The organism is Pseudomonas sp. TH43 (assembly GCF_016650635.1).
In the GTDB taxonomy this organism is placed as follows: domain Bacteria; phylum Pseudomonadota; class Gammaproteobacteria; order Pseudomonadales; family Pseudomonadaceae; genus Aquipseudomonas.
Map to the genome: position 1 here is coordinate 1,476,727 of NZ_JAEKFI010000001.1, position 21,278 is coordinate 1,498,004.

At 58.8% G+C, this 21,278-nt stretch carries 15 protein-coding genes; 7 read left to right on the plus strand and 8 right to left on the minus strand.

All coding sequences use genetic code 11. The features are described from left to right. Position 1 precedes the first annotated feature (1 nt). Positions 2–724, plus strand: a complete 723-nt coding sequence (locus JFT81_RS06645; RefSeq protein WP_201149038.1) for a glycerophosphodiester phosphodiesterase — start codon at positions 2–4, stop codon at positions 722–724. 42 nt (positions 725–766) lie between these two features. Here JFT81_RS06645 and sthA read toward each other — a convergent pair whose 3' ends face one another. Together sthA and JFT81_RS06655 are read right to left on the minus strand one after the other, a co-directional pair. Beyond that, entirely contained in the window at positions 767–2,161 is a 1,395-nt protein-coding gene (gene sthA, locus JFT81_RS06650) for a Si-specific NAD(P)(+) transhydrogenase (RefSeq protein WP_007907752.1), read from the minus strand. 197 nt (positions 2,162–2,358) lie between these two features. Then, on the minus strand, positions 2,359–3,345 hold the full coding sequence (locus JFT81_RS06655) for an FAD:protein FMN transferase (protein ID WP_201226674.1): 987 nt from the start codon (positions 3,343–3,345) through the stop codon (positions 2,359–2,361). Positions 3,346–3,480: 135 nt separating this feature from the next. On the opposite strand from JFT81_RS06655, the gene JFT81_RS06660 reads away from it, so the two are divergent. After that, positions 3,481–4,782 carry an MFS transporter gene (locus JFT81_RS06660; RefSeq protein WP_201226600.1) on the plus strand — a complete coding sequence of 434 codons (1,302 nt, stop codon included), beginning with the start codon at positions 3,481–3,483 and terminating at the stop codon, positions 4,780–4,782. A 172-nt stretch (positions 4,783–4,954) separates the two neighbouring features. On the opposite strand, the gene JFT81_RS06665 is transcribed toward JFT81_RS06660, so the two are convergent. Beyond that, the gene (locus JFT81_RS06665; protein WP_201226601.1) at positions 4,955–6,418 is read right to left on the minus strand and encodes a glyceraldehyde-3-phosphate dehydrogenase; all 1,464 of its coding nucleotides are present in this window, start codon (positions 6,416–6,418) and stop codon (positions 4,955–4,957) included. A 354-nt stretch (positions 6,419–6,772) separates the two neighbouring features. On the opposite strand from JFT81_RS06665, the gene mfd reads away from it, so the two are divergent. The 3 genes from mfd to JFT81_RS06680 are packed head-to-tail and all read left to right on the plus strand — an operon-like array spanning position 6,773 to position 13,501. Next, positions 6,773–10,222 (plus strand): transcription-repair coupling factor, encoded by a 3,450-nt coding sequence (gene mfd, locus JFT81_RS06670; RefSeq protein WP_201226602.1) that lies wholly within the window; start codon positions 6,773–6,775, stop codon positions 10,220–10,222. Between the two features lie 10 nt (positions 10,223–10,232). Beyond that, positions 10,233–10,799 carry a CsiV family protein gene (locus tag JFT81_RS06675; protein WP_201226603.1) on the plus strand — a complete coding sequence of 189 codons (567 nt, stop codon included), beginning with the start codon at positions 10,233–10,235 and terminating at the stop codon, positions 10,797–10,799. 11 nt (positions 10,800–10,810) lie between these two features. Next, positions 10,811–13,501, plus strand: a complete 2,691-nt coding sequence (locus JFT81_RS06680) for a DEAD/DEAH box helicase (RefSeq protein WP_201226604.1) — start codon at positions 10,811–10,813, stop codon at positions 13,499–13,501. Between the two features lie 127 nt (positions 13,502–13,628). Here JFT81_RS06680 and JFT81_RS06685 read toward each other — a convergent pair whose 3' ends face one another. The 4 genes from JFT81_RS06685 to JFT81_RS06700 all read right to left on the minus strand — a co-directional run bounded on the left by JFT81_RS06685 (position 13,629) and on the right by JFT81_RS06700 (position 19,565). Beyond that, complete coding sequence (locus JFT81_RS06685) at positions 13,629–16,922, minus strand: DEAD/DEAH box helicase (RefSeq protein WP_201226605.1); 3,294 nt, start codon at positions 16,920–16,922, stop codon at positions 13,629–13,631. 16 nt (positions 16,923–16,938) lie between these two features. Further along, entirely contained in the window at positions 16,939–17,676 is a 738-nt protein-coding gene (locus tag JFT81_RS06690) for an S-methyl-5'-thioinosine phosphorylase (RefSeq protein ID WP_201226606.1), read from the minus strand. A 12-nt stretch (positions 17,677–17,688) separates the two neighbouring features. Next, positions 17,689–18,699 (minus strand): beta-N-acetylhexosaminidase, encoded by a 1,011-nt coding sequence (gene nagZ / locus JFT81_RS06695; protein ID WP_201226607.1) that lies wholly within the window; start codon positions 18,697–18,699, stop codon positions 17,689–17,691. 158 nt (positions 18,700–18,857) lie between these two features. Next, positions 18,858–19,565, minus strand: a complete 708-nt coding sequence (locus JFT81_RS06700) for a TetR/AcrR family transcriptional regulator (protein WP_007910473.1) — start codon at positions 19,563–19,565, stop codon at positions 18,858–18,860. Between the two features lie 229 nt (positions 19,566–19,794). Between JFT81_RS06700 and lexA the strand changes: the two genes are divergently transcribed. Continuing rightward, the gene (gene lexA / locus JFT81_RS06705) at positions 19,795–20,403 is read left to right on the plus strand and encodes a transcriptional repressor LexA (protein WP_016775490.1); all 609 of its coding nucleotides are present in this window, start codon (positions 19,795–19,797) and stop codon (positions 20,401–20,403) included. Positions 20,404–20,413: 10 nt separating this feature from the next. Continuing rightward, positions 20,414–20,887, plus strand: a complete 474-nt coding sequence (gene sulA, locus JFT81_RS06710) for an SOS-induced cell division inhibitor SulA (protein ID WP_201226608.1) — start codon at positions 20,414–20,416, stop codon at positions 20,885–20,887. 104 nt (positions 20,888–20,991) lie between these two features. On the opposite strand, the gene JFT81_RS06715 is transcribed toward sulA, so the two are convergent. After that, positions 20,992–21,225: a hypothetical protein gene (locus JFT81_RS06715; RefSeq protein WP_201226609.1), complete on the minus strand. Its 234-nt coding sequence runs from the start codon at positions 21,223–21,225 to the stop codon at positions 20,992–20,994. Positions 21,226–21,278 lie beyond the last annotated feature (53 nt).

The window sequence follows — 21,278 nt, forward strand, 5'->3', positions numbered from 1 at the left end:
CGTGACCCTCATCTACGGCCACCGCGGCGCCAAGGGCGAAGCACCGGAAAATACCCTGACCAGCTTTCAGGAATGTCTCAAGCACGGCGTGCGCCGTTGCGAACTGGATCTGCACTTGTCCAAGGACGGTGAGTTGATGGTCATCCACGACCCGACCCTCAAGCGCACCACCGAACGGCGCGGCAAGGTCGTCGAACACACTGCGGCGGATCTGGTGACCTACGACGCACGCAAGGGCGGCCCGGGCTGGATCAAGCCATGCCCGATTCCAACGTTGGAAGAGTTGTTCGAGAAGTGCGATTTCGAGCACTGGCAGCTTGAAGTCAAAAGCGCTTCACGCACCCGCGCGGCAACCACTGTGCTGGCCATTCGGGAGATGGCTCAGCGTCATGGCCTGCTGGACAAGGTCACAATCACCTCGAGTTCGCGGGAAGTATTGAAAGCGGCGCTGGATCTGGTGCCGGACGTGTCACGCGGACTGGTAGCCGAATACGCCTGGCTCGACCCGCTGAAGGTCGCCCAGAGTTATGGCTGTGAGATTCTTGCGCTGAACTGGACGCTGTGTACGCCGGAACGCCTGCAGAAGGCGCAGCGTCAGGGGCTGCATGTGTCGGTGTGGACCGTCAACGAGCCTGCGCTGATGCGCAGACTCGCCGACTTCGGCGTTGACAGCCTGATTACAGACTTTCCCGGTTTGGCCACTGCCACGCTCGAGAGTTGCTGAAATCGGTCTCCCCGGCCGGCTCAGGCCACCGGCCGGAGCCCGTCAAAAAAGCCGGTTGAGGCCGTCGTACGCCGCTACCCGATAGGCTTCGGCCATGGTCGGGTAGTTGAACGTGGTGTTGACGAAGTACTTCAACGTGTTCAATTCGCCCGGCTGGCTCATGATCGCCTGACCGATGTGCACGATCTCCGACGCCTGATAACCAAAGCAGTGAACGCCCAGCACTTCCAGGGTTTCACGATGGAACAGGATCTTCAGCATGCCTTGCGGCTCGCCGGCGATCTGCGCACGCGCCATGCTCTTGAAGAAGGCCTTGCCGACTTCGTACGGCACTTTGGCCTGGGTCAGCTCCTGCTCGTTCTTGCCGATCGAGCTGATCTCCGGAATGGTGTAGATGCCGGTCGGCACGTCATTCACAAAGCGCCAGCTGTTGTTATCGACGATGCTGCCAGCGGCCGAACGGCCCTGATCGTGGGCGGCACTGGCCAGGCTTGGCCAGCCGATCACGTCACCGGCACCGTAGATGTTCGGTACACAGGTGCGATAAGCCTCATCGACTTCGATCTGGCCACGGCTGTTGACCTTGACGCCGATGTTTTCCAGACCCAACTGGTCGGTGTTACCGGTACGGCCGTTGCACCAGAGCAAGGCGTCGGCCTTGATTTTCTTGCCGGACTTGAGGTGCAGAATCACGCCGTTGTCGACGCCTTCAACGCGGTCGTAATCTTCGTTGTGGCGCACGGTGATGTTGTTGTTGCTGAAGTGATAGCTCAACGCCTGGGATATTTCCGAGTCGAGGAAGCTCAGCAACTGACCACGGTTGTCCACCAGCTCAACCAGTACACCAAGACCACTGAAGATCGAAGCGTATTCACAGCCGATCACGCCAGCGCCGTAAACGATCAGTTTGCGCGGGGTGTGGCCGAGGCTGAGGATGGTGTCGCTATCGTAGATACGCGGGTGGTGGAAATCGATGTCCGCCGGGCGATATGGACGCGAACCGGTGGCAATGATGATGTGCTTGGCCACCAGTTTTTCGACCACGCCGTTGGCGCAGACGACTTCGATGGTTTGTTCATCGGCGAAGCTGCCGGTGCCGAAGAACACGTCGACGCGGTTACGGGCGTAGTAGCCGGTGCGCGAAGCGACTTGTTTGGAAATGACCTTCTCGGCGCTTTTCAACACGTCCGGGAAGGAGAACCAGCGCGGCTCGCCAATCGCCCGAAACATGGGGTTAGTGTTGAACTGCATGATCTGCCGCACCGAGTGACGCAGTGCCTTGGACGGGATGGTACCGAGGTGGGTGCAGTTGCCGCCGACCTGACGACGGCTGTCGACCATCGCGACCTTGCGCCCTGCTTTGGCGGCGTTCATTGCCGCGCCTTCTCCCGCCGGGCCGGAACCCAGCACCACCACGTCGTAGTTGTAGACAGCCATGCGTACTCCTCAGAACAGGCCGCGGTGCCAGCGGCACCTGCGGCTAAATCACGCCGAACGGCGGCGCGAAGGAACAATTGGGGGTCAATCAAGAACCCGGACACAGTCTATAGAAGCGTCAACGCCGCGCACATTAACCCTTGGTCGCGTCGTAGGCTACTTTTGCCTGCACTACAACGCCAGCTTTCGTATTGCCCTCAGTCAGTTTTTGCGCCACTGAGCCGCTCGAAAGCCTTGCTGGTGCGGATGACGAAACCTGTATCGGCACGAATGACAAAGAATGCACCTATGTCATGTTTTTCGGCATAGTCCCACGCCTTTTCGGGACCAAGAATAAGCAACAGCGTCGATAGTCCATCGGCCATCAACGCTGAAGGATGAATCACCGTGACTGACGCCAGGTTGTGTAGGACTGGTGCACCGCTACGCGCATCGAACGTGTGGGAATAGCGCCGACCATCCTGCAGGAAATAGTTTCGATAGTCGCCGGAGGTGGAGACGCCATAGCCGTCGACGTTGATGATGCGCTCGGCGACCTGCTGATCGTCACGCGGTTCTTCCAGAGCGATTCGCCAGGGTGAGCCATCGAGCTTTTTGCCCTTGGCCTTGAGTTCGCCGGTGGCTTCGGCGAGGTAATCGTCGATACCCATGGCGTCGAGCCGGGCCGCGATGGTGTCGACGGCATAACCTGCGGCGATGCTGTTGAAATCGACTTCGACAGCAGCGTCCTTGCACAACTGCTCACCATTGATGTGCAGATGCCGATACCCAACCCGCTGTAGCACTTCGGCCAGAGCGGCGGCATCAGGGACTTTCTCTTCACGACCTTGCGGGCCGAAACCCCAGAGATTCATCAGCGGCTCGACGGTGAGGTCGTAGGAACCGTCGCTTTGCACTGACAGTTCTTCGCCGACGCGGATCAATTCGAGCACCGATGCGGGCATCGTCTGACAGCTATTGGCGGGCAAAGCATTGAAGCGTTCGATGTCTGAATCATTGCGGTAGGTGGACAGCTGCCGATCGACTTCAGCGAGGATGCCTTCTACTTCCCTGCGAACTTGCGATGAATCGGGACCACCTGCATGACGCACGTACTTGATCGAATACGTGCTGCCCATGGTAGGGCCACCGAAACTCTCGATCGAATCGCCATTGCCACAACCGGCCAATACGCCAGCCAGCATCACAAACCCGCCCCATCGTCCAATGAACAATTCTTCATCTCCCCGTAAAACCGCGCCAGCCATTATGAATCAAAGGGCCCGCTCGCTCCCAACGGATGCAACGCGCTTCTAAAATCCAATAAAGAGTATCTAAAAATGTCCACTTCCACGGGCAAAGGCAAAGCGATCTTTCGCGTTGTCAGCGGCAACTTCCTCGAAATGTTCGACTTCATGGTCTACGGCTTCTACGCCACGGCCATCGCCAAAACCTTCTTCCCGGCCGACAGTGCCTTCGCTTCGCTGATGCTCTCGCTGGCCACTTTTGGTGCCGGCTTCCTGATGCGTCCGCTGGGGGCGATTTTCCTTGGTGCCTACATTGACCGTCATGGTCGCCGCAAGGGCCTGATCATTACGTTGGCGCTGATGGCCGCCGGTACGGTGCTGATCGCCTGCGTTCCCGGCTACGCCACACTCGGCGTTGCCGCGCCACTGATCGTGCTGTTTGGCCGATTGTTGCAAGGCTTCTCGGCGGGCGTCGAACTGGGCGGTGTCTCGGTGTATCTGGCGGAAATCGCCACACCGGGCCGCAAGGGCTTTTTCGTCAGTTGGCAGTCCGCCAGTCAACAGGCGGCCGTGGTCTTCGCCGGCCTGCTCGGCGTCGGCCTCAACCACTGGCTGAGCCCGGAACAAATGGGCGATTGGGGCTGGCGCGTGCCGTTCCTGATCGGCTGCATGATTGTGCCGGTGATCTTCGTGATTCGTCGTTCACTGGAAGAAACGCCGGAGTTCCAGGCGCGTAAACACCGCCCTACCCTGCGCGAAATCGTCCGCTCGATCGGCCAGAACTTTGGCATCGTCATCGCCGGCATGGCATTGGTAGTGATGACCACCGTGTCGTTCTACCTGATCACCGCCTACACGCCGACCTTCGGCAAGGCCGAGTTGCACCTGTCGGACTTCGACGCGTTGCTGGTGACGGTGTGCATCGGTCTGTCGAACTTCTTCTGGTTGCCGGTGATGGGCTCGGTTTCCGACAAGATCGGGCGAAAACCCCTGCTGCTGGCGGCGACGATTCTGGCAATTCTTACGGCTTATCCGGCGCTGTCGTGGCTGGTGGCGAACCCGAGCTTCAGCCATCTGCTGATGGTCGAACTGTGGTTGTCGTTCCTCTACGGCTCGTACAACGGTGCGATGGTCGTGGCGCTGACCGAAATCATGCCGGTAGAAGTTCGTACCACCGGTTTCTCGCTGGCCTACAGCCTGGCGACGGCGACCTTCGGCGGCTTTACGCCGGCGGCGTGTACTTATTTGATTCACGTGCTGGACAACAAGGCTGCGCCGGGGATCTGGCTCAGCGGTGCCGCGGTGCTGGGGTTGATTGCGACGCTGGTGTTGTTCCGTGGCAACAAGCACGCCCTGCGCACTGCGCAAGCGGCCGTGCCCGGCGGCGCCCGATAGGACGCCATCACGAGCAAGCTTTGCTCCTACAACGGGATTTGTGAACGCCACCTATCCAATGTAGGAGCAGAGCTTGCTCGCGAAGGGGCCAGCAGCGACAACACACCTCTAAAAGGCACACAAACAAAAACGCCCCGACCAAAGTCGGGGCGTTTTCATTTGCAGCTAAGGCTTAGCGCGGGAATGCTGGCGGGTTAACCCCGGCCATGTCTTCCATCACGCGGATAACCTGGCAGCTGTAGCCGAACTCGTTGTCGTACCAGACGTACAGAACAACGCGGTTGTCCTGAACGATGGTCGCTTCAGCGTCGACCACACCGGCGTGGCGCGAGCCAACGAAGTCGGTGGAGACCACTTCCTGCGAATTGACGAAGTCGATTTGCTTGTGCAGATCGGAGTGCAGCGCCATGTAGCGCAGGTACTCGTTCATCTCTTCACGGGTGGCGGCTTTCTCAAGGTTGAGGTTGAGAATGGCCATCGACACGTTTGGCGTCGGAACGCGGATCGCGTTACCGGTCAGCTTGCCGGCCAGCTCAGGCAGGGCCTTGGCAGCAGCGGTAGCAGCACCGGTCTCGGTGATAACCATGTTCAGCGCGGCGCTACGGCCACGGCGATCGCCCTTGTGGAAGTTGTCGATCAGGTTCTGGTCGTTGGTGTACGAATGAACGGTCTCGACGTGACCGTTGATGATGCCGAACTTGTCATTCACAGCTTTCAGCACCGGCACGATGGCGTTGGTGGTGCAGGAAGCGGCGGAGACGATCTTGTCATCAGCGGTGATTTCACCGTGGTTGATACCGTGAACGATGTTCTTCAGCTTGCCTTTGCCAGGTGCGGTCAGAACAACGCGGTCGATACCCGGGCACTGCAAATGCTGACCGAGGCCATCAGCGTCACGCCAAACACCGGTGTTGTCCACCAGCAGCGCGTCTTTGATGCCGTACTGGGTGTAATCCACCTCGGTCGGGTTCTTCGCGTAGATCACCTGGATCAGGTTACCGTTGGCGGTGATGGTGTTGTTTTCTTCGTCGATGGTAATGGTGCCGTTGAACGAACCGTGTACCGAATCGCGACGCAGCAGGCTGGCGCGTTTGGTCAGGTCGTTGTCGGCGCCTTTGCGCACGACGATGGCACGCAGACGCAGACCGTCGCCACCACCGGTTTTCTCGATCAGGATGCGCGCCAGCAGACGGCCGATACGACCGAAGCCGTACAGTACAACGTCGGTGCCTTTGCGGGCCGAAGCGTTTTGCTGGCCAACCACGTCAGCCATTTCTTCACGCACAAACTGCTCGGCACTGCGGCCATTGCCTTCGCTGCGGAATTTGAACGCCAACTTGCCCAGGTCTACCGAAGCCGCGCCGAGCTTGAGCTCGCTCATGGCTTTAAGCAGAGGGAATGTTTCGTGGACGGAGAGTTCGCTGTCGTCGGAAGAGCGGTGGCGCGCAAAGCGGTGAGCTTTGAGAATCGCGATGACAGACTGGTTGATCAGGCTGCGGCCATAGATCGAGCTCACCACGTTGTTATTGCGGTAGAGCTGACCGATAAGCGGAATCATCGCTTCTGCGAGTGCTTCACGGTCGATCCATTCACCAAGACACTGGTCGGGCTTCTGAGTCACGGTAACCTTCCACATGTAGGGGCAGAAAAAAGGGGCTACATTATGCCGCTCGCAACCTCTTGTAGCAATGTGCGCTTGTCGCGAAAACGGTAACAAAATTCCATTCGAAAAAATAACGCTCCTCGCGAGCCCAGTAAAACCGGGGCTTCCAGCGCAGTCAATTTTTCGACGACTGTTAGACGATGTCTGTAACCCTCCGTAACACCGAGCACTTTCGGCACTACATAACCACTAAAAAAGTGCTCGTTTTTATGGTTACCACTACATTTCGCCGAAACAGCGAAGATAGACGTAGTCTGCAACTGACAGGCAGTACCCGACGCCGCTACAATTACCGACTTTGTCGCAAAGCCTGGAGCTCAACCTTCCGTGCCTGTTCTGCGTCTACCGCTACTCCCTGCCGAAGCAGGTAAACAGCATTGGGGCAATTTGCCCGGTGCTGCCCTCAGCCTGGCGATTGCCGAGGCTGCCAGCGCTGCCAAGCGCTTCACCCTGCTACTGACCGCCGACAGCCAGAGTGCCGAACGGCTGGAACAGGAGCTGAGTTTCTTCGCCCCGGATTTGCCCGTTCTGCATTTCCCCGACTGGGAAACCCTGCCTTACGACCTGTTCTCGCCGCACCAGGACATCATTTCCCAGCGCATCGCCAGCCTATATAGGCTGCCGGAGCTGGAACATGGCGTGCTGGTGGTGCCGATCACCACGGCATTGCACCGATTGGCGCCGACCAAGTTTCTGCTCGGCAGCAGCCTGGTGCTCGATGTCGGGCAGAAGCTTGATGTCGAACAGATGCGCTCGCGCCTCGAAGCTAGCGGCTATCGCTACGTCGACACGGTTTATGAGCACGGCGAGTTCACCGTGCGCGGCGCGTTGATCGATCTGTTCCCGATGGGCAGCAAACTGCCGTATCGCATCGACCTGTTCGATGACGAAATCGAAACCTTGCGCACGTTCGACCCGGAAAACCAGCGCTCCATCGACAAGGTCGATTCGGTCAAGCTGCTGCCCGCCCGTGAGTTTCCCCTGCAGAAAGACGCGGTGACCCGCTTCAAGGCGCGCTTTCGTGAGCGTTTCGATGTCGACTTCCGGCGCTGCCCGATCTTTCAGGACCTGAGCAGCGGCATCACCCCGGCCGGTATCGAGTACTACCTGCCGCTGTTCTTCGACGAAACCTCGACCCTGTTCGATTACCTGCCGCAAGACACGCAAGTGTTCTCGCTGCCCGGCATCGAGCAAGCCGCAGAGAATTTCTGGAACGACGTGCGCAATCGTTATGAAGAGCGGCGCGTCGACCCATCGCGTCCTTTATTGCCACCCGCGGAATTGTTCCTGCCGGTGGAGGACTGCTTTGCTCGCCTGAAGAGCTGGCCGCGCGTGGTCGCCAGCCAGCAAGACGTCGAAAGCGGTGCCGGTCGCGAGCGCTTCCCGGCGCAAGCCCTGCCCAATCTGGCGATTGAAGCCAAAGCCACGCAACCGCTGGCGGCACTGGCAGGTTTCCTCGATGAATTCCCTGGGCGCGTGCTGTTCACTGCCGAATCCGCGGGTCGTCGCGAAGTGCTATTGGAGTTGCTCGAACGTCTGAAGCTGCGGCCGAAAACCGTGGACAGCTGGCCGGATTTCGTTGCAAGCAAGGATCGCCTGGCGATCACCATTGCCCCGCTCGACGAAGGCCTGATGCTCGACGAGCCGGCGCTGGCACTGATCGCGGAAAGTCCGCTGTTCGGTCAACGCGTGATGCAGCGTCGTCGCCGCGAGAAGCGTGCCGACGGCAACAACGATGCAGTGATCAAAAACCTTACCGAGCTGCGCGAAGGCGCGCCGGTGGTACACATCGATCACGGCGTCGGCCGCTACCTCGGTCTGACCATTCTGGAAATCGACGATCAGGCTGCCGAATTCCTCACCCTCGAATACGCCGAGAACGCCAAGCTCTATGTGCCGGTGGCCAACCTGCATCTGATCGCGCGCTACACCGGCAGCGACGATGCGCTGGCCCCGCTGCACCGCCTCGGCTCCGAGACCTGGCAGAAAGCCAAGCGCAAAGCCGCCGAACAAGTGCGTGACGTTGCCGCTGAACTGCTCGATATCTATGCCCGTCGTGCCGCTCGCGAAGGTTATGCGTTCGCCGACCCGAAAGCCGATTACGCGACGTTCAGTGCCGGTTTCCCGTTCGAAGAAACGCCCGATCAACAAACCACCATCGAAGCTGTGCGTGCCGACATGCTCGCGCCGAAACCGATGGATCGTCTGGTCTGCGGCGACGTCGGTTTCGGCAAGACCGAAGTGGCGATGCGCGCGGCATTCATCGCCGTACACGGTGGCCGCCAAGTGGCGATTCTGGTGCCGACCACCCTGCTCGCCCAGCAGCACTACAACAGCTTCCGCGACCGTTTCGCCGATTGGCCTGTGACCGTGGAAGTGATGAGCCGCTTCAAGTCGGCCAAGGAAGTGAATGCGGCGATCGCCGATTTGGCCGAAGGCAAGATCGACATCGTCATCGGCACGCACAAGCTGCTGTCCGATGACGTCAAAATCAAAAACCTCGGCCTGGTGATCATCGACGAAGAGCACCGTTTTGGTGTGCGTCAGAAAGAACAGCTCAAGGCCCTGCGCAGCGAAGTCGACATCCTTACGCTGACCGCCACGCCGATTCCGCGCACGCTGAACATGGCGGTGTCGGGCATGCGCGACCTGTCGATCATCGCCACGCCGCCAGCGCGACGCCTGTCGGTGCGCACCTTCGTCATGGAGCAGAACAAGAGCACGGTCAAAGAAGCCCTGCTCCGTGAACTGCTGCGCGGCGGCCAGGTTTATTACCTGCACAACGATGTGAAGACCATCGAGAAATGCGCTGCCGATCTGGCCGAACTGGTGCCGGAAGCACGCATCGGCATCGGTCACGGACAGATGCGCGAGCGCGAACTCGAACAGGTGATGAGCGACTTTTACCACAAGCGCTTCAACGTGCTGATCGCCTCGACCATCATCGAGACCGGCATCGACGTGCCGAGCGCCAACACCATCATCATCGAACGCGCCGACAAGTTTGGCCTGGCGCAACTGCACCAGTTGCGTGGTCGTGTCGGCCGCAGTCACCACCAGGCTTACGCGTACCTGCTGACGCCGCCGCGCCAGCAAATTACTTCGGACGCGGAAAAGCGTCTGGAAGCGATCGCCAACACCCAGGACCTCGGCGCCGGTTTCGTGCTGGCGACCAACGACCTGGAAATCCGTGGCGCCGGCGAACTGCTCGGCGACGGCCAGAGCGGGCAGATTCAAGCCGTCGGCTTTACGCTGTACATGGAAATGCTTGAGCGCGCGGTGAAGTCGATCCGCAAGGGCGAGCAACCGAATCTCGATCAACCGCTCGGCGGTGGCCCGGAAGTCAATCTGCGCGTGCCTGCGCTGATTCCGGAAGACTATTTGCCGGACGTTCACGCGCGTCTGATTCTGTACAAGCGCATTGCTTCGGCAACCGATGAGGAAGGCCTGAAGGATCTGCAAGTCGAGATGATCGACCGCTTCGGTCTGTTGCCGGAACCGACGAAGAATCTGGTACGCATCACGGCGTTGAAGTTGCAGGCCGAGCAATTGGGCATCAAGAAAGTCGATGGTGGCCCGCAAGGTGGACGTATTGAGTTCGAAGCGCAGACGCCGGTCGATCCGATGACGTTGATCAAACTGATTCAGAGCCAGCCAAAACGCTACAAATTCGAAGGCGCCACGATGTTCAAGTTTCAGGTGCCGATGGAACGCCCGGAAGAGCGCTTTAATACTGTAGAGGCGCTGTTTGAGCGCCTCCTCCCGAAATCTGTTTGAAGGACGCCAAATGCGCCTGTTTCGTTCACTGACCTTGCTACTCACTCTGGTGGCGCCTTCGGCCTTTGCCGATGACCTGTATCAGGTCGAAATGATTTTGGTACGCCAGAATGCCGTGCCAGCCATCGTCAGCCGTGCCGCGCCAGAAGATTGGGCTGCCGGTGCCCAGCGTTTGGGCGACGACAGCAAGCGCACACCTGCGCTCAATGACATTGTGACCAAGCTCACTGCCAGCGGCGACTACAGCGTACTGATGCACAAGGCCTGGCAGCAGACCCTCGGTGAGTCGCCGGCAAAAGTCGCGGTCAGCGAAGGTCAGGAGCAATTCGGCCAGTTCCCGATCGAAGGAACGCTGGGGATGAAACTCGGCCGTTTCACCGACGTGAGCGCCGACTTCTGGGTCAATCAGATCGACGCTAACGGCATGGTCACCGCCAGTGAACGCCTGAAACAGGACAGCCACACCAAGAACGGCCAACTCAACTATCTCGACAACGGTCACCTCGCCCTGCTGATCAAGATCACTTCCCTGACCGCGCCTGCGCCACGGGAAGCGCCTGAAGCGATTCCGGACTGATCGAAGTCCTTATGAACCCGCCGCTGAGTAAACCGTTGGCACCCTCCTGGGTCAGCCGATTCAAAGAGCAGAGCCTGGAGCGTGGCCGCCGCTACGCCTTGGAAAACCGGGTACGCATCGCCCAGGTCGGTGATGCGACGATTACCGCCAGTTGCGAAGGCTCTGGCGGTAACGTCTACCGTCAGACCATTCATCTTCGTGAGTCAGCCAAAGGCACCCTGCTGCTGGTCGATGCCGGCTGCACCTGCCCGGTTCGCACCAACTGCAAACACTGCGCAGCGGTGCTGCTGAAAATTCAGGAAACCCTCGAATACCCCGCCGCCGCCAAAGACGCCGAGTTGCTGGAAAAACTTCAGGCCGTGCTGGAAAACCGCAGCCCGAAAGCGCCGCCGCAAGTGCTGGTCGACAACGTACAACCACTGCCACGCCTGTGGCTGGCCAGCGTCGAATTCAGTGCTTTCGAACCGCGCAACGGCAAGATGCAGCGCTACATTCAACATCGCGCGGCGCTGTCGTTCAGCTATCTGGACGAATACGTCAGCGGACAGAAAAACAGCGACATCCTGATTCGTCAGGAGACCCAGACACTACGGATAAAACGCCACCCGGAAGTCGAACAGTCCTACCGCGAACAGTTACGCATCCTCGGTTTCCGCATCGCTACGCGCCAAAGCAAAGCGCTGCCGGAAAGCGCTGGTGAGCTGTATGAAATGGTCAACGACAGCGCCTGGCTGACCTTCACCCTCAACGATCTGCCGAAGCTGCGCAGCCAAGGCTGGGAATTGCAGATCGACGAAGAATTCGGCTTTGACCTGACCGCCGTGGATGACTGGTACGCCACGGTCGAACAGGCGCCGGAACGCGATTGGTTTGATCTTGAGCTGGGCATCATCGTCAACGGTGAGCGCCTGAGTCTGCTGCCGATCCTGCTCAACCTGATGCGCTCACACGCGGAAATCCTCAACCCGGAACGCCTTGCGCGCCGTCGCGACGACGAGCTGATTCTGGTCAACGTGCCGCAACGCAACCTTGAGCACGGGCCGCTGCAGGTTGCTCTGCCACTGGGTCGATTGAAACCGGTGCTGGCGACTTTGGGCGAGTTCTATTTGCAGGAACCGGGCGAAACCACGCTGCGCTTGAGCAAGGCCGACGCTACGCGACTCAACTCGCTGGAAGGCCTTCCGCTGCTGTGGGAGGGTGGCGAGCAGATCCGCACATTTGCCCAACGCCTGCGCGACATTCGTGATTTCAGCGCGCAGGCGCCAGAGGGCTTGAACGCGACGCTGCGCCCGTATCAGCTCGAAGGTCTGAGCTGGATGCAATCGCTGCGGCAACTGGAAGTCGGCGGGATTCTCGCGGATGACATGGGCCTGGGCAAAACCCTACAGACGCTGGCGCATATTCTCAGCGAGAAAAATGCCGGGCGCCTGGACCGTCCGTGCATGGTAGTCATGCCAACCAGCCTGATCCCCAACTGGCTCGATGAGGCGGCGCACTTCACGCCGCAACTGAAAGTAGTGGCGCTGTATGGCGCCAGCCGCAAGAAGCACTTCGACCACCTGGCTGATTTCGATCTGATCCTCACCACTTACGCACTGCTGCCCAAGGACGTCGAACGTCTGGTGAAGCAGCCGCTGCATGTGTTGGTGCTGGATGAAGCGCAGTACATCAAGAATCCGAACAGCAAAGCCGCTCAAGCCGCGCGCGAACTGAATGCCCGTCAGCGTCTGTGCCTGAGTGGCACGCCGCTGGAAAACCACCTGGGCGAGCTGTGGTCGCTGTTCCACTTCCTGCTGCCGGGATGGCTTGGCGACGTCAAAAGCTTCAATGCCGATTACCGGGTGCCAATAGAAAAGCGCGGCAGTGAAGTCAGACTTCAACACCTGAACGGTCGGATAAAACCGTTTCTGTTGCGCCGCACCAAAGAACAAGTGGCCACCGAACTGCCGCCAAAGACCGAAATCATTCACTGGGTCGATCTCAACGAAGCCCAGCGCGACGTGTACGAAACCATGCGCTTGGCCATGGACAAGAAAGTCCGCGACGAGATCACCCGCAAAGGCGTGGCGCGCAGTCAGATCATCATTCTTGAAGCGCTGCTGAAACTGCGTCAGGTCTGCTGTGATTTGCGCCTGGTCAACGACGGGACCCTGCCCGCTCGCGGCAGCACCTCGGGCAAGCTCGACAGCTTGATGGAAATGCTTGAGGAGTTGTTCGAGGAAGGTCGGCGGATTTTGCTGTTTTCGCAGTTCACCTCGATGCTGTCACTGATCGAAGATGAATTGAAGAAACGCAATGTCGCCTATGCGTTATTGACTGGCCAGACCCGCGATCGGCGTACGCCGGTGAAGGAATTCCAGAGCGGCAAGCGTCAGATCTTTCTGATCAGCCTGAAGGCCGGCGGTGTTGGCTTGAACCTGACAGAAGCGGACACGGTGATTCACTACGACCCGTGGTGGAACCCGGCGACCGAGAATCAGGCGACGGATCGCGCTTACCGGATTGGTCAGGAAAAACCGGTTTTCGTTTACAAGATGATTGCCCGGGGCACGGTGGAAGAGAAGATTCAGCACCTGCAAAAAGAAAAATCCGACTTGGCAGCAGGCGTGCTGGATGGGCGCAAGGCTGGGGACTGGAAGTTGCAGAGCGATGATATTGAAGCGCTGTTTGCGCCGTTGCCGGACAAGCGCGAAAAGCGTTGAGATGTTTTTCGCCTGCTAATTAGCTATCGCGAGCAAGCTTTGCTCTACGGGTGGACGCCGCTGATCCCTGTAGGAGCAAAGCTTGCTCGCGAATGGCTCACCTCGGTCTAACGGTTAAAACCCAGGCTCAACCCTTGGAAACAGGCAGCGGCGCAAACAGCGCCTCGATGTCACTCTGCTCCATCTTCCAGCCACCCGTCGTCCCGCCTTCCAGCACTGCACCAGCGAGTGCTGCCTTCTCCTGCTGCAACGCCTGTATTTTTTCCTCTACCGTGCCACGAGCAATCAGCTTGTAAACGAACACCGGGTTGTTTTGCCCGATTCGATACGCACGATCGGTTGCCTGATTTTCCACAGCCGGATTCCACCAAGGGTCAAAGTGGATCACCGTGTCCGCAGCGGTCAGGTTCAAACCGGTCCCCCCGGCCTTCAGACTGATCAGAAACAGCGGCACCTTGCCGCCCTGAAAATCCTTCACCGGCGTGCGCCGATCCTTGGTTTCACCGGTCAGCAACGAATAGGCAATGTCACGCTGCTGCAATTCTTCCTCGATCAAGGCGAGCATCGAGGTGAACTGCGAGAACAACAGGATCCTGCGTCCTTCGCCAAGCAGCTCTTCAAGCATCTCGATCAAACTGACCAGCTTGCCACTGCCGGAACGTAGCGCCTTCGCCGTCAGCGGCATGTTGAGCAAGCGCAAGTCGCAACAGACCTGCCGCAGTTTGAGCAAGGCATCAAGAATGATGATCTGACTGCGCGCCACACCACTGCGAGCAATTTCATCGCGCACTTTTTTGTCCATCGCCACGCGAACGGTTTCATAAACATCGCGCTGGCCATCGCTGAGATCAACCCAATGGATAATCTCGGTTTTCGGCGGCAATTCGGTGGCCACCTGATCTTTTTTACGGCGCAGCAAAAAGGGTTTTATCCGCGCCGTCAGATGCTGCATGCGCTCGGCATTGCCGTGTTTTTCGATTGGTGTGCGGTAATCACGATTGAAGGATTTGCTGTCGCCCAACCAACCAGGCATCAAGAAGTGGAACTGCGACCACAGCTCGCCCAAGTGGTTTTCCAGTGGCGTACCGCTCAAGCACAAGCGCTGACGGGCTTGCAGATCACGGGCCGCCTGAGCCGCTTTGCTGAGCGGGTTCTTGATGTTCTGCGCCTCATCGAGAATCAGCACGCTCCACAGTTGCGGCTGCAGAACCTCAAGATCCCTTGCCAGCAAGGCGTAAGTGGTCAACACCAGATCGTATTCTGCAAAACTGGCGAAGTCTTTTTTCCGTCCGGTGCCATGCAGCGCCAACACCTTCAACTGCGGCGTGAAGCGCTGCGCCTCGTCCAGCCAATTGGAGATCAGGCTGGTGGGCATCACGGCCAGTGCCGGAAGATCAAACCGCCCCGCCTGCTTTTCCGTCAACAGATGAGCCAGGGTCTGCAGGGTTTTCCCCAGCCCCATGTCGTCGCCAAGAATGCCGCCAACTTCCAGCTCACGCAGGGTTTGCATCCAGTTGAGGCCTTCGAGCTGATACGGTCGCATCTGCGCGTTGAGTCCGGCCGGCGCGGCAACTTGCGCATGAGTTGACTCACGCAGGCGCTGGGCAAAATTTCGCAGGCGCTCGCCGCCCTGCCAATCGAGCGACACACCGTCAAGCAAACTCAGTCGCGCTGCATCGGGGGCACTCAAGCGCAATTTATCGCCGAGATGATTGCCCAGATATAACTCGCTGAGCGTGGCCATCAGCGGTTTGACCCGACCGAAAGGCAGCGCGACTTTGCCACTGATTTTATTGCTATAACGACCAGCGCCCAACTCCACCAACAGCAGTTCATCATCGCCGCGCTGAGCGAGTTTCGCTGGATCGAGAAGCAGCGGCTGAGTGCGTAATAGATGCAGAAAAATCGGCAACAGGCTGTGGCGTTCGCCGTTAACGACAATCCCCAATTGCAGATCAAACCACTGCCGTCCCGACTCTTCCTCAACCTCGGCATACCAATGCTCGATCGGCTCTACGTTGAAATGAAAGCCAGGCCTGACGTCAACCTGCCACCCTGCCTCGCGCAGCACGGGAATCCCGTTCTGCGCAAATGCGAGCCAAGCTGAATCATCGGACAAATTAAACCGCTCACCCGGATGATCAACGCCACTTTTACGCGCTGACTTCTTCAAACCGTATTTCTGCAGTTGCTGACGCAATGCTTTTTCGGCGGCAGGCTGACGTTGAACACGCAGGGTTTCAACGCCAGAAAGGATCAACACTTCCGGGTTGCGATCTTCGGCAGGATGCCCGTCATAGGTGAACAGTAATGCCGCACGGTGTTCCGCTGGGTAACGCCAGGGCTTGGTGCTTTCGATACTGACAAGTGTCAGATGAGCCTTGGGCAACACATCGTCGATGATTCGTTCCGACAGCTTGTGTGGTGGGGCCACTTGAGTTGCCGCGCTCATCCGATGACTGAACTGCATTGCCTGACGGGCGGGAATTTCCGGTGCCAACGCCAGATGACAAGCGAGTTTCTCATCGAGCTCATTAAACAGTGGGCCGATTTGTTGCCGCTCGCGATCCAGATAATGAAGCGGCTCGAGCGCAAGCACGGTTTCTGCCGACGCCTCATCGCTGCTCCACTGCGGGCGAAAACTGCCATTGGCTTGCTCGGCCCAGGCGAACTGCGCGCTTCTTCTTGGGCCCGCATTCAGCGGCTGCAACGCTTCAAAATCCAGAAACAGTCGCGACGTTCGCAACAGCATTTCGAGCAACTCGGCGCCACTGCTGCCGTCTAGCGGATAGCCGCTGTAATACGCATGGTGGGAGTGCATGGCCACCAGCAACCGCGCAATCCGCAAATCGAGCTCGGTCAGATAACCGGGCTGACGCATTAACAGGTCTGATAGCGAGAACAACGGTTTAACGTCGCGCAGTTCGCCACTCTTGAGTTGGTAGACCTTGAAAATTTCTACCAGCCATTTGCCTGTAACCGGCGTTGCCTTGAGCTTGTAAAAAAGCCGGGTACTGGCCGCTTGCGAGGTTTCTTCAGCAGGCTGGGTCGCCACAGGAATACTGGAGAGCCAGTGCTCCAGTGATCGACTGAGTTGAACCGGGGCATCACTTTCAGGCGTTTTGTCGGCGCGAGCCTGCAAGTGAAAGAGTACCGCCGCACTGTGCTTGCAGTTGATCTCGACCGGGCAGGAGCAAAAGCAACGCAGACCGAATTGCTCGCGATGATCTTTAACCAGATAGATGACCTGTTGATAAACGTAATTTTCAGATCCGGCGCAGGCCGCCTCTATCATTTCGTCATCGACTGACTGAATTTCTATCCGATCCTCAACGGCGTAATCGCGAGCCTTGGCCAGAGCATTTCGGCTGAATGCCTCAGTCCACGGCAGCGAGTGAAGCTGTTCGATGATGATCGTCATGAGGTTTATCTGTCCTTCAACCCGCCAGCACCCGCGCCAACGTCGACTTCACCTTGCCCATCCCGTCATGCAGCGCCTGCTCGATCTCGGCCATGGTGATCACTTCCGTGGTCTTGCCCGCTGCCGGGTTCACTACCAGCGACAAACAGGCGTAGTCCAGTTCCAGTTCGCGAGCCAGCACCGCTTCCGGCATACCGGTCATGCCGACGATGTCGCAACCATCACGCTCCAGACGCACGATCTCCGCCACAGTCTCCAGGCGCGGGCCTTGCGTGCAGGCGTAAACGCCCTGATCGCTGAACTCACAACCTTCAGCGGCCAGCGCTGCAATCAATTGCTGACGCAGCGGTTCGCTGTAGGGGAAGCTGAAGTCGATGTGCGTGACATGCTCCAGATCATCGGCGAAATAGGTGTGCTCGCGACCACTGGTGTAGTCGACGATCTGGTGCGGCACACAAAAATGCCCGGTGCCCATGGCCGGGTGAATCCCGCCGACGGCATTCACCGCGATAATCGCTTCGGCGCCGGCCTGCTTCAGCGCCCACAGGTTGGCGCGGTAATTGACCTTGTGCGGCGGAAAGCGATGCGGGTGGCCGTGACGGGCAAGAAACAGCACTTCCTTGCCGGCGTATTCGCCAATCTGCACATCGGCCGATGGCGCGCCATAAGGCGTGTCCACCGCCAGCGATTGACGAATGCTCAGGCCTTCAAGCTGGGTCAGGCCGGTGCCGCCGATGATTGCGTAAACCGTCATAGCGAAAATTCCTTAATCGATCAGTTGAGCGTCTTTGAGCGCGCCGATGGCGGTGAGCCAGCGCGGATCCTGGCGATAATCGGTGCTGGCAAACGCCTGACCGCGCATGCGCGCGATGCGGGCAGATGGTTTGACCTTCATGCGCTGGGCAGCACTGAGGGCAAGCTCGGCAGCAGCGCGGTCGTTGCACACCAGGCCCATGTCGCAACCGGCCGTGAGTGCAGCTTCGATACGACTGGCGGCGTCGCCAACCACATGGGCGCCGGCCATCGACAAGTCGTCGCTGAAGATCACGCCGTCGAACTGCAACTCGCCGCGCAGAATGTCCTGCAACCAGCGACGGGAGAAACCGGCGGGCTGCGAATCGACTTGCGGATAGATAACGTGGGCCGGCATGACGGCGGCCAGTTGCTTGCTGAGTCTGGCGAATGGCACCAGGTCATTGGCACGGATTTCGTCGAGGCTGCGCTCGTCGTTCGGGATCGCGACGTGGGAGTCCGCCTCTGCCCAGCCGTGGCCGGGGAAGTGCTTGCCGGTGGCGGCCATACCGGCACTGTTCATGCCGCGAATAAACGCACCGGCAAGCAATGCTGCACGTTCAGGATCACCTTCGAACGAACGGGTGCCGACCACGGCGCTGCGCTGGTAATCCAGATCGAGCACCGGGGCGAAGCTCAAGTCGAGGCCGACGGCTAATACTTCGGTCGCCATGATCCAGCCGCACTGCTCGGCGAGGTATTCGGCATTCGGGTTGTCGGCGATGGCGCGCATGGCTGGCAAGCGAACGAAACCTTGACGCAGACGCTGCACGCGCCCGCCCTCTTGATCCACGGCCAGCAGCAGATCCGGACGAACCGCACGGATGGCTGCGCTGAGTTCACGCACCTGGCGCGGATGCTCGATATTGCGCGCAAAAATGATCAGGCCGCCCACTTCGGGCTGACGCAACAAATGGCGATCTTCGGCCGTCAGCCAGGTACCGGCGACGTCCACCATCAACGAGCCTTGCAGGCCAGCAGTCATAGAGATTCCTTGAAAACGAAAAACCCGATCCACAGTAAATCGCCACCGTGAGCAATGCTCGACAGGTTGGCAATTTCCATGGAGATCGGGTTCAGAACGAGAGTCGGCATGGGCGGCTAGCTTAGCGGATACAAGCTGCCGCGCCCACCCGTGCGCGGTTAAACCTTGGCGGCGACCGGCGTTGATTTGCTGCGCGGGCGCAGTTGTGCGGTGGCCATGGCCGCGTCGGTAACGCCGGTTTCAGCGCGCATGCCCGCCGCGAGGAACGGCACCATCAGACGCATGACTTGCTCAATGGAAGTGTTGACGCCGAAATCGGTCTCGGCGATCGCGCGCAAAGCCTTGATACCGGACATGCTGAACGCGGCGGCACCGAGCATGAAGTGCACGCGCCAGAACAACTCGATGGGCGGAATGCGAGGCGCAGCTTCGTTGACCAGCAACATATAGCGGCGAAATACCTTGCCGTACATGTCTTCCAGATAACGCCGCAAGTGGCCTTGGCTCTGGCTGAATGCGAGGCCGAGCAAGCGCATGAAAATCGACAGGTCGTTGCCGCTGCGTGGCTGCACCACAAGGGCTTGCTCGACCAGTATTTCCAGCAGTTCTTCGAGGGTCGGCTTGTTTTCAGGCTTGGCCTGACGGCGCTCCAGCTCTTTATCGAGACTGATGCAGAACGGCCCGAGGAAACGCGAAAAGACCGCCTGGATCAGCGCTTTTTTCGAACCGAAATGATAATTCACCGCTGCCAGGTTGACGCCAGCCTTGCTGGTGATCAAACGCAATGAGGTTTCAGCGAAACCTTTCTCCGCGAACAACTGCTCGGCAGCATCAAGAATGCGTTCAACGGTTTCCGACTGGGCCATGGCTACTCCGCCTGACAAACACTTGTTTGAAACATACGTTTCAGCCTGTGCGTTGTCAAGCCTGCCGGTTCGTTTTGGGAATGGTCGGTCAGCTATTTAACCACACAAGCCCGATGCATTAATAAGCACAGCGGCCGACCGTCTGGCGGCCTGCAAAAAAACGGGCATTGCCAAGACCGTTTCACTGTATATAATCCCAGTCACTGTATAAAAAGACAGAGCGATCAATATGCTAAAGCTGACGCCACGCCAAGCCGAGATTCTGGCCTTTATCAAACGCTGCCTCGAAGACAACGGCTACCCGCCAACCCGCGCGGAAATCGCTCAGGAACTGGGCTTCAAGTCGCCCAATGCTGCTGAAGAGCATCTCAAGGCCCTCGCTCGCAAGGGTGCCATTGAAATGACCCCTGGCGCCTCTCGCGGCATTCGCATCCCTGGTTTCGAGGCCAAGGCCGACGACTCGACGCTGCCGATCATTGGCCGAGTCGCCGCCGGTGCGCCAATTCTCGCCCAGCAGCACATCGAAGAATCCTGCAACATCAATCCCACCTTCTTTCATCCGCGCGCCGACTATCTGTTGCGTGTACACGGCATGAGCATGAAGGACATCGGCATTTTCGACGGTGACCTGCTCGCGGTTCACACCACCCGCGAAGCGCGCAACGGTCAGGTTGTCGTCGCCCGGATCGGCGATGAAGTGACTGTCAAACGCTTCAAGCGTGAGGGCAGCAAGGTCTGGTTGATCGCCGAAAACCCTGAGTTCGCTCCCATCGAAGTCGACCTGAAAGATCAGGAACTGGTGATCGAAGGCTTGAGTGTCGGCGTCATCCGCCGCTAAAGGAGGCTTTATGCAGTTCCCACACACACCTCAGCAAACACAACTGCCGTTGTTCGAAGCGTTTCTGGCGCAACCGATGGCGCCGATCCTGAAAGAAGTGGTCGAGCGTCCCTGGAATGTCGAACCCGACGTATTCAGTGAGCTGTCACTGCGTGGTGCCGCCGGGAACTGCCTGAACCTGCTTGCCCCGATCCTGCGCGAACTTAGCGAGGATCAGGATGCACGCTGGCTGACACTGATCGCGCCACCTGCGAGCCTCACACAAACGTGGTTGCGCGACGCTGGCCTGAATCGCGAACGCATCCTGCTGCTCCAACCACGGGGCACGCAAAGCGCTCAACAATTGGCGTGCGAAGCCCTGCGTCTGGGTCGCAGCCACACTGTCGTGACCTGGCTCAACCCACTGAACGCAAGTTCACGGCAACAGTTGATCAGCGCTGCACGCACGGGCGACGCTCAAAGCCTGAACATTCGACTAGGTTGATTTGATTTACGAGTGACGTGCGCTGCGTGAGGCGCAGGGCTTCTCCAGGGACAGAGAAGCCGATCTGATGCGGTAAAGACAGAAAACCGAAAAGCAGGCGCGGATCAATGAAGAACCCGCGTCCCCTCATCCTTATCAAACTCACCTTCGATCATTCGACCTGCCATCTGCACGCCGACGCTCAACATCGCTTTGGCGATTTCCACGTGCTGGCCCTGAAGGAAAGTCTTGGCATCCTCGGAGAAATCCAAAGTCACCAGAGAACCCTCGTCCTCAGCCCTGCGCAGTTCGATTCGGCCGTCTGGTAGCTCTACAATTTCTAGAAAGGACGTTGGCATATAGGTCTGTTCTCCACGAAAGGCAGGGATTATATAGACATCATTCAGGCTTC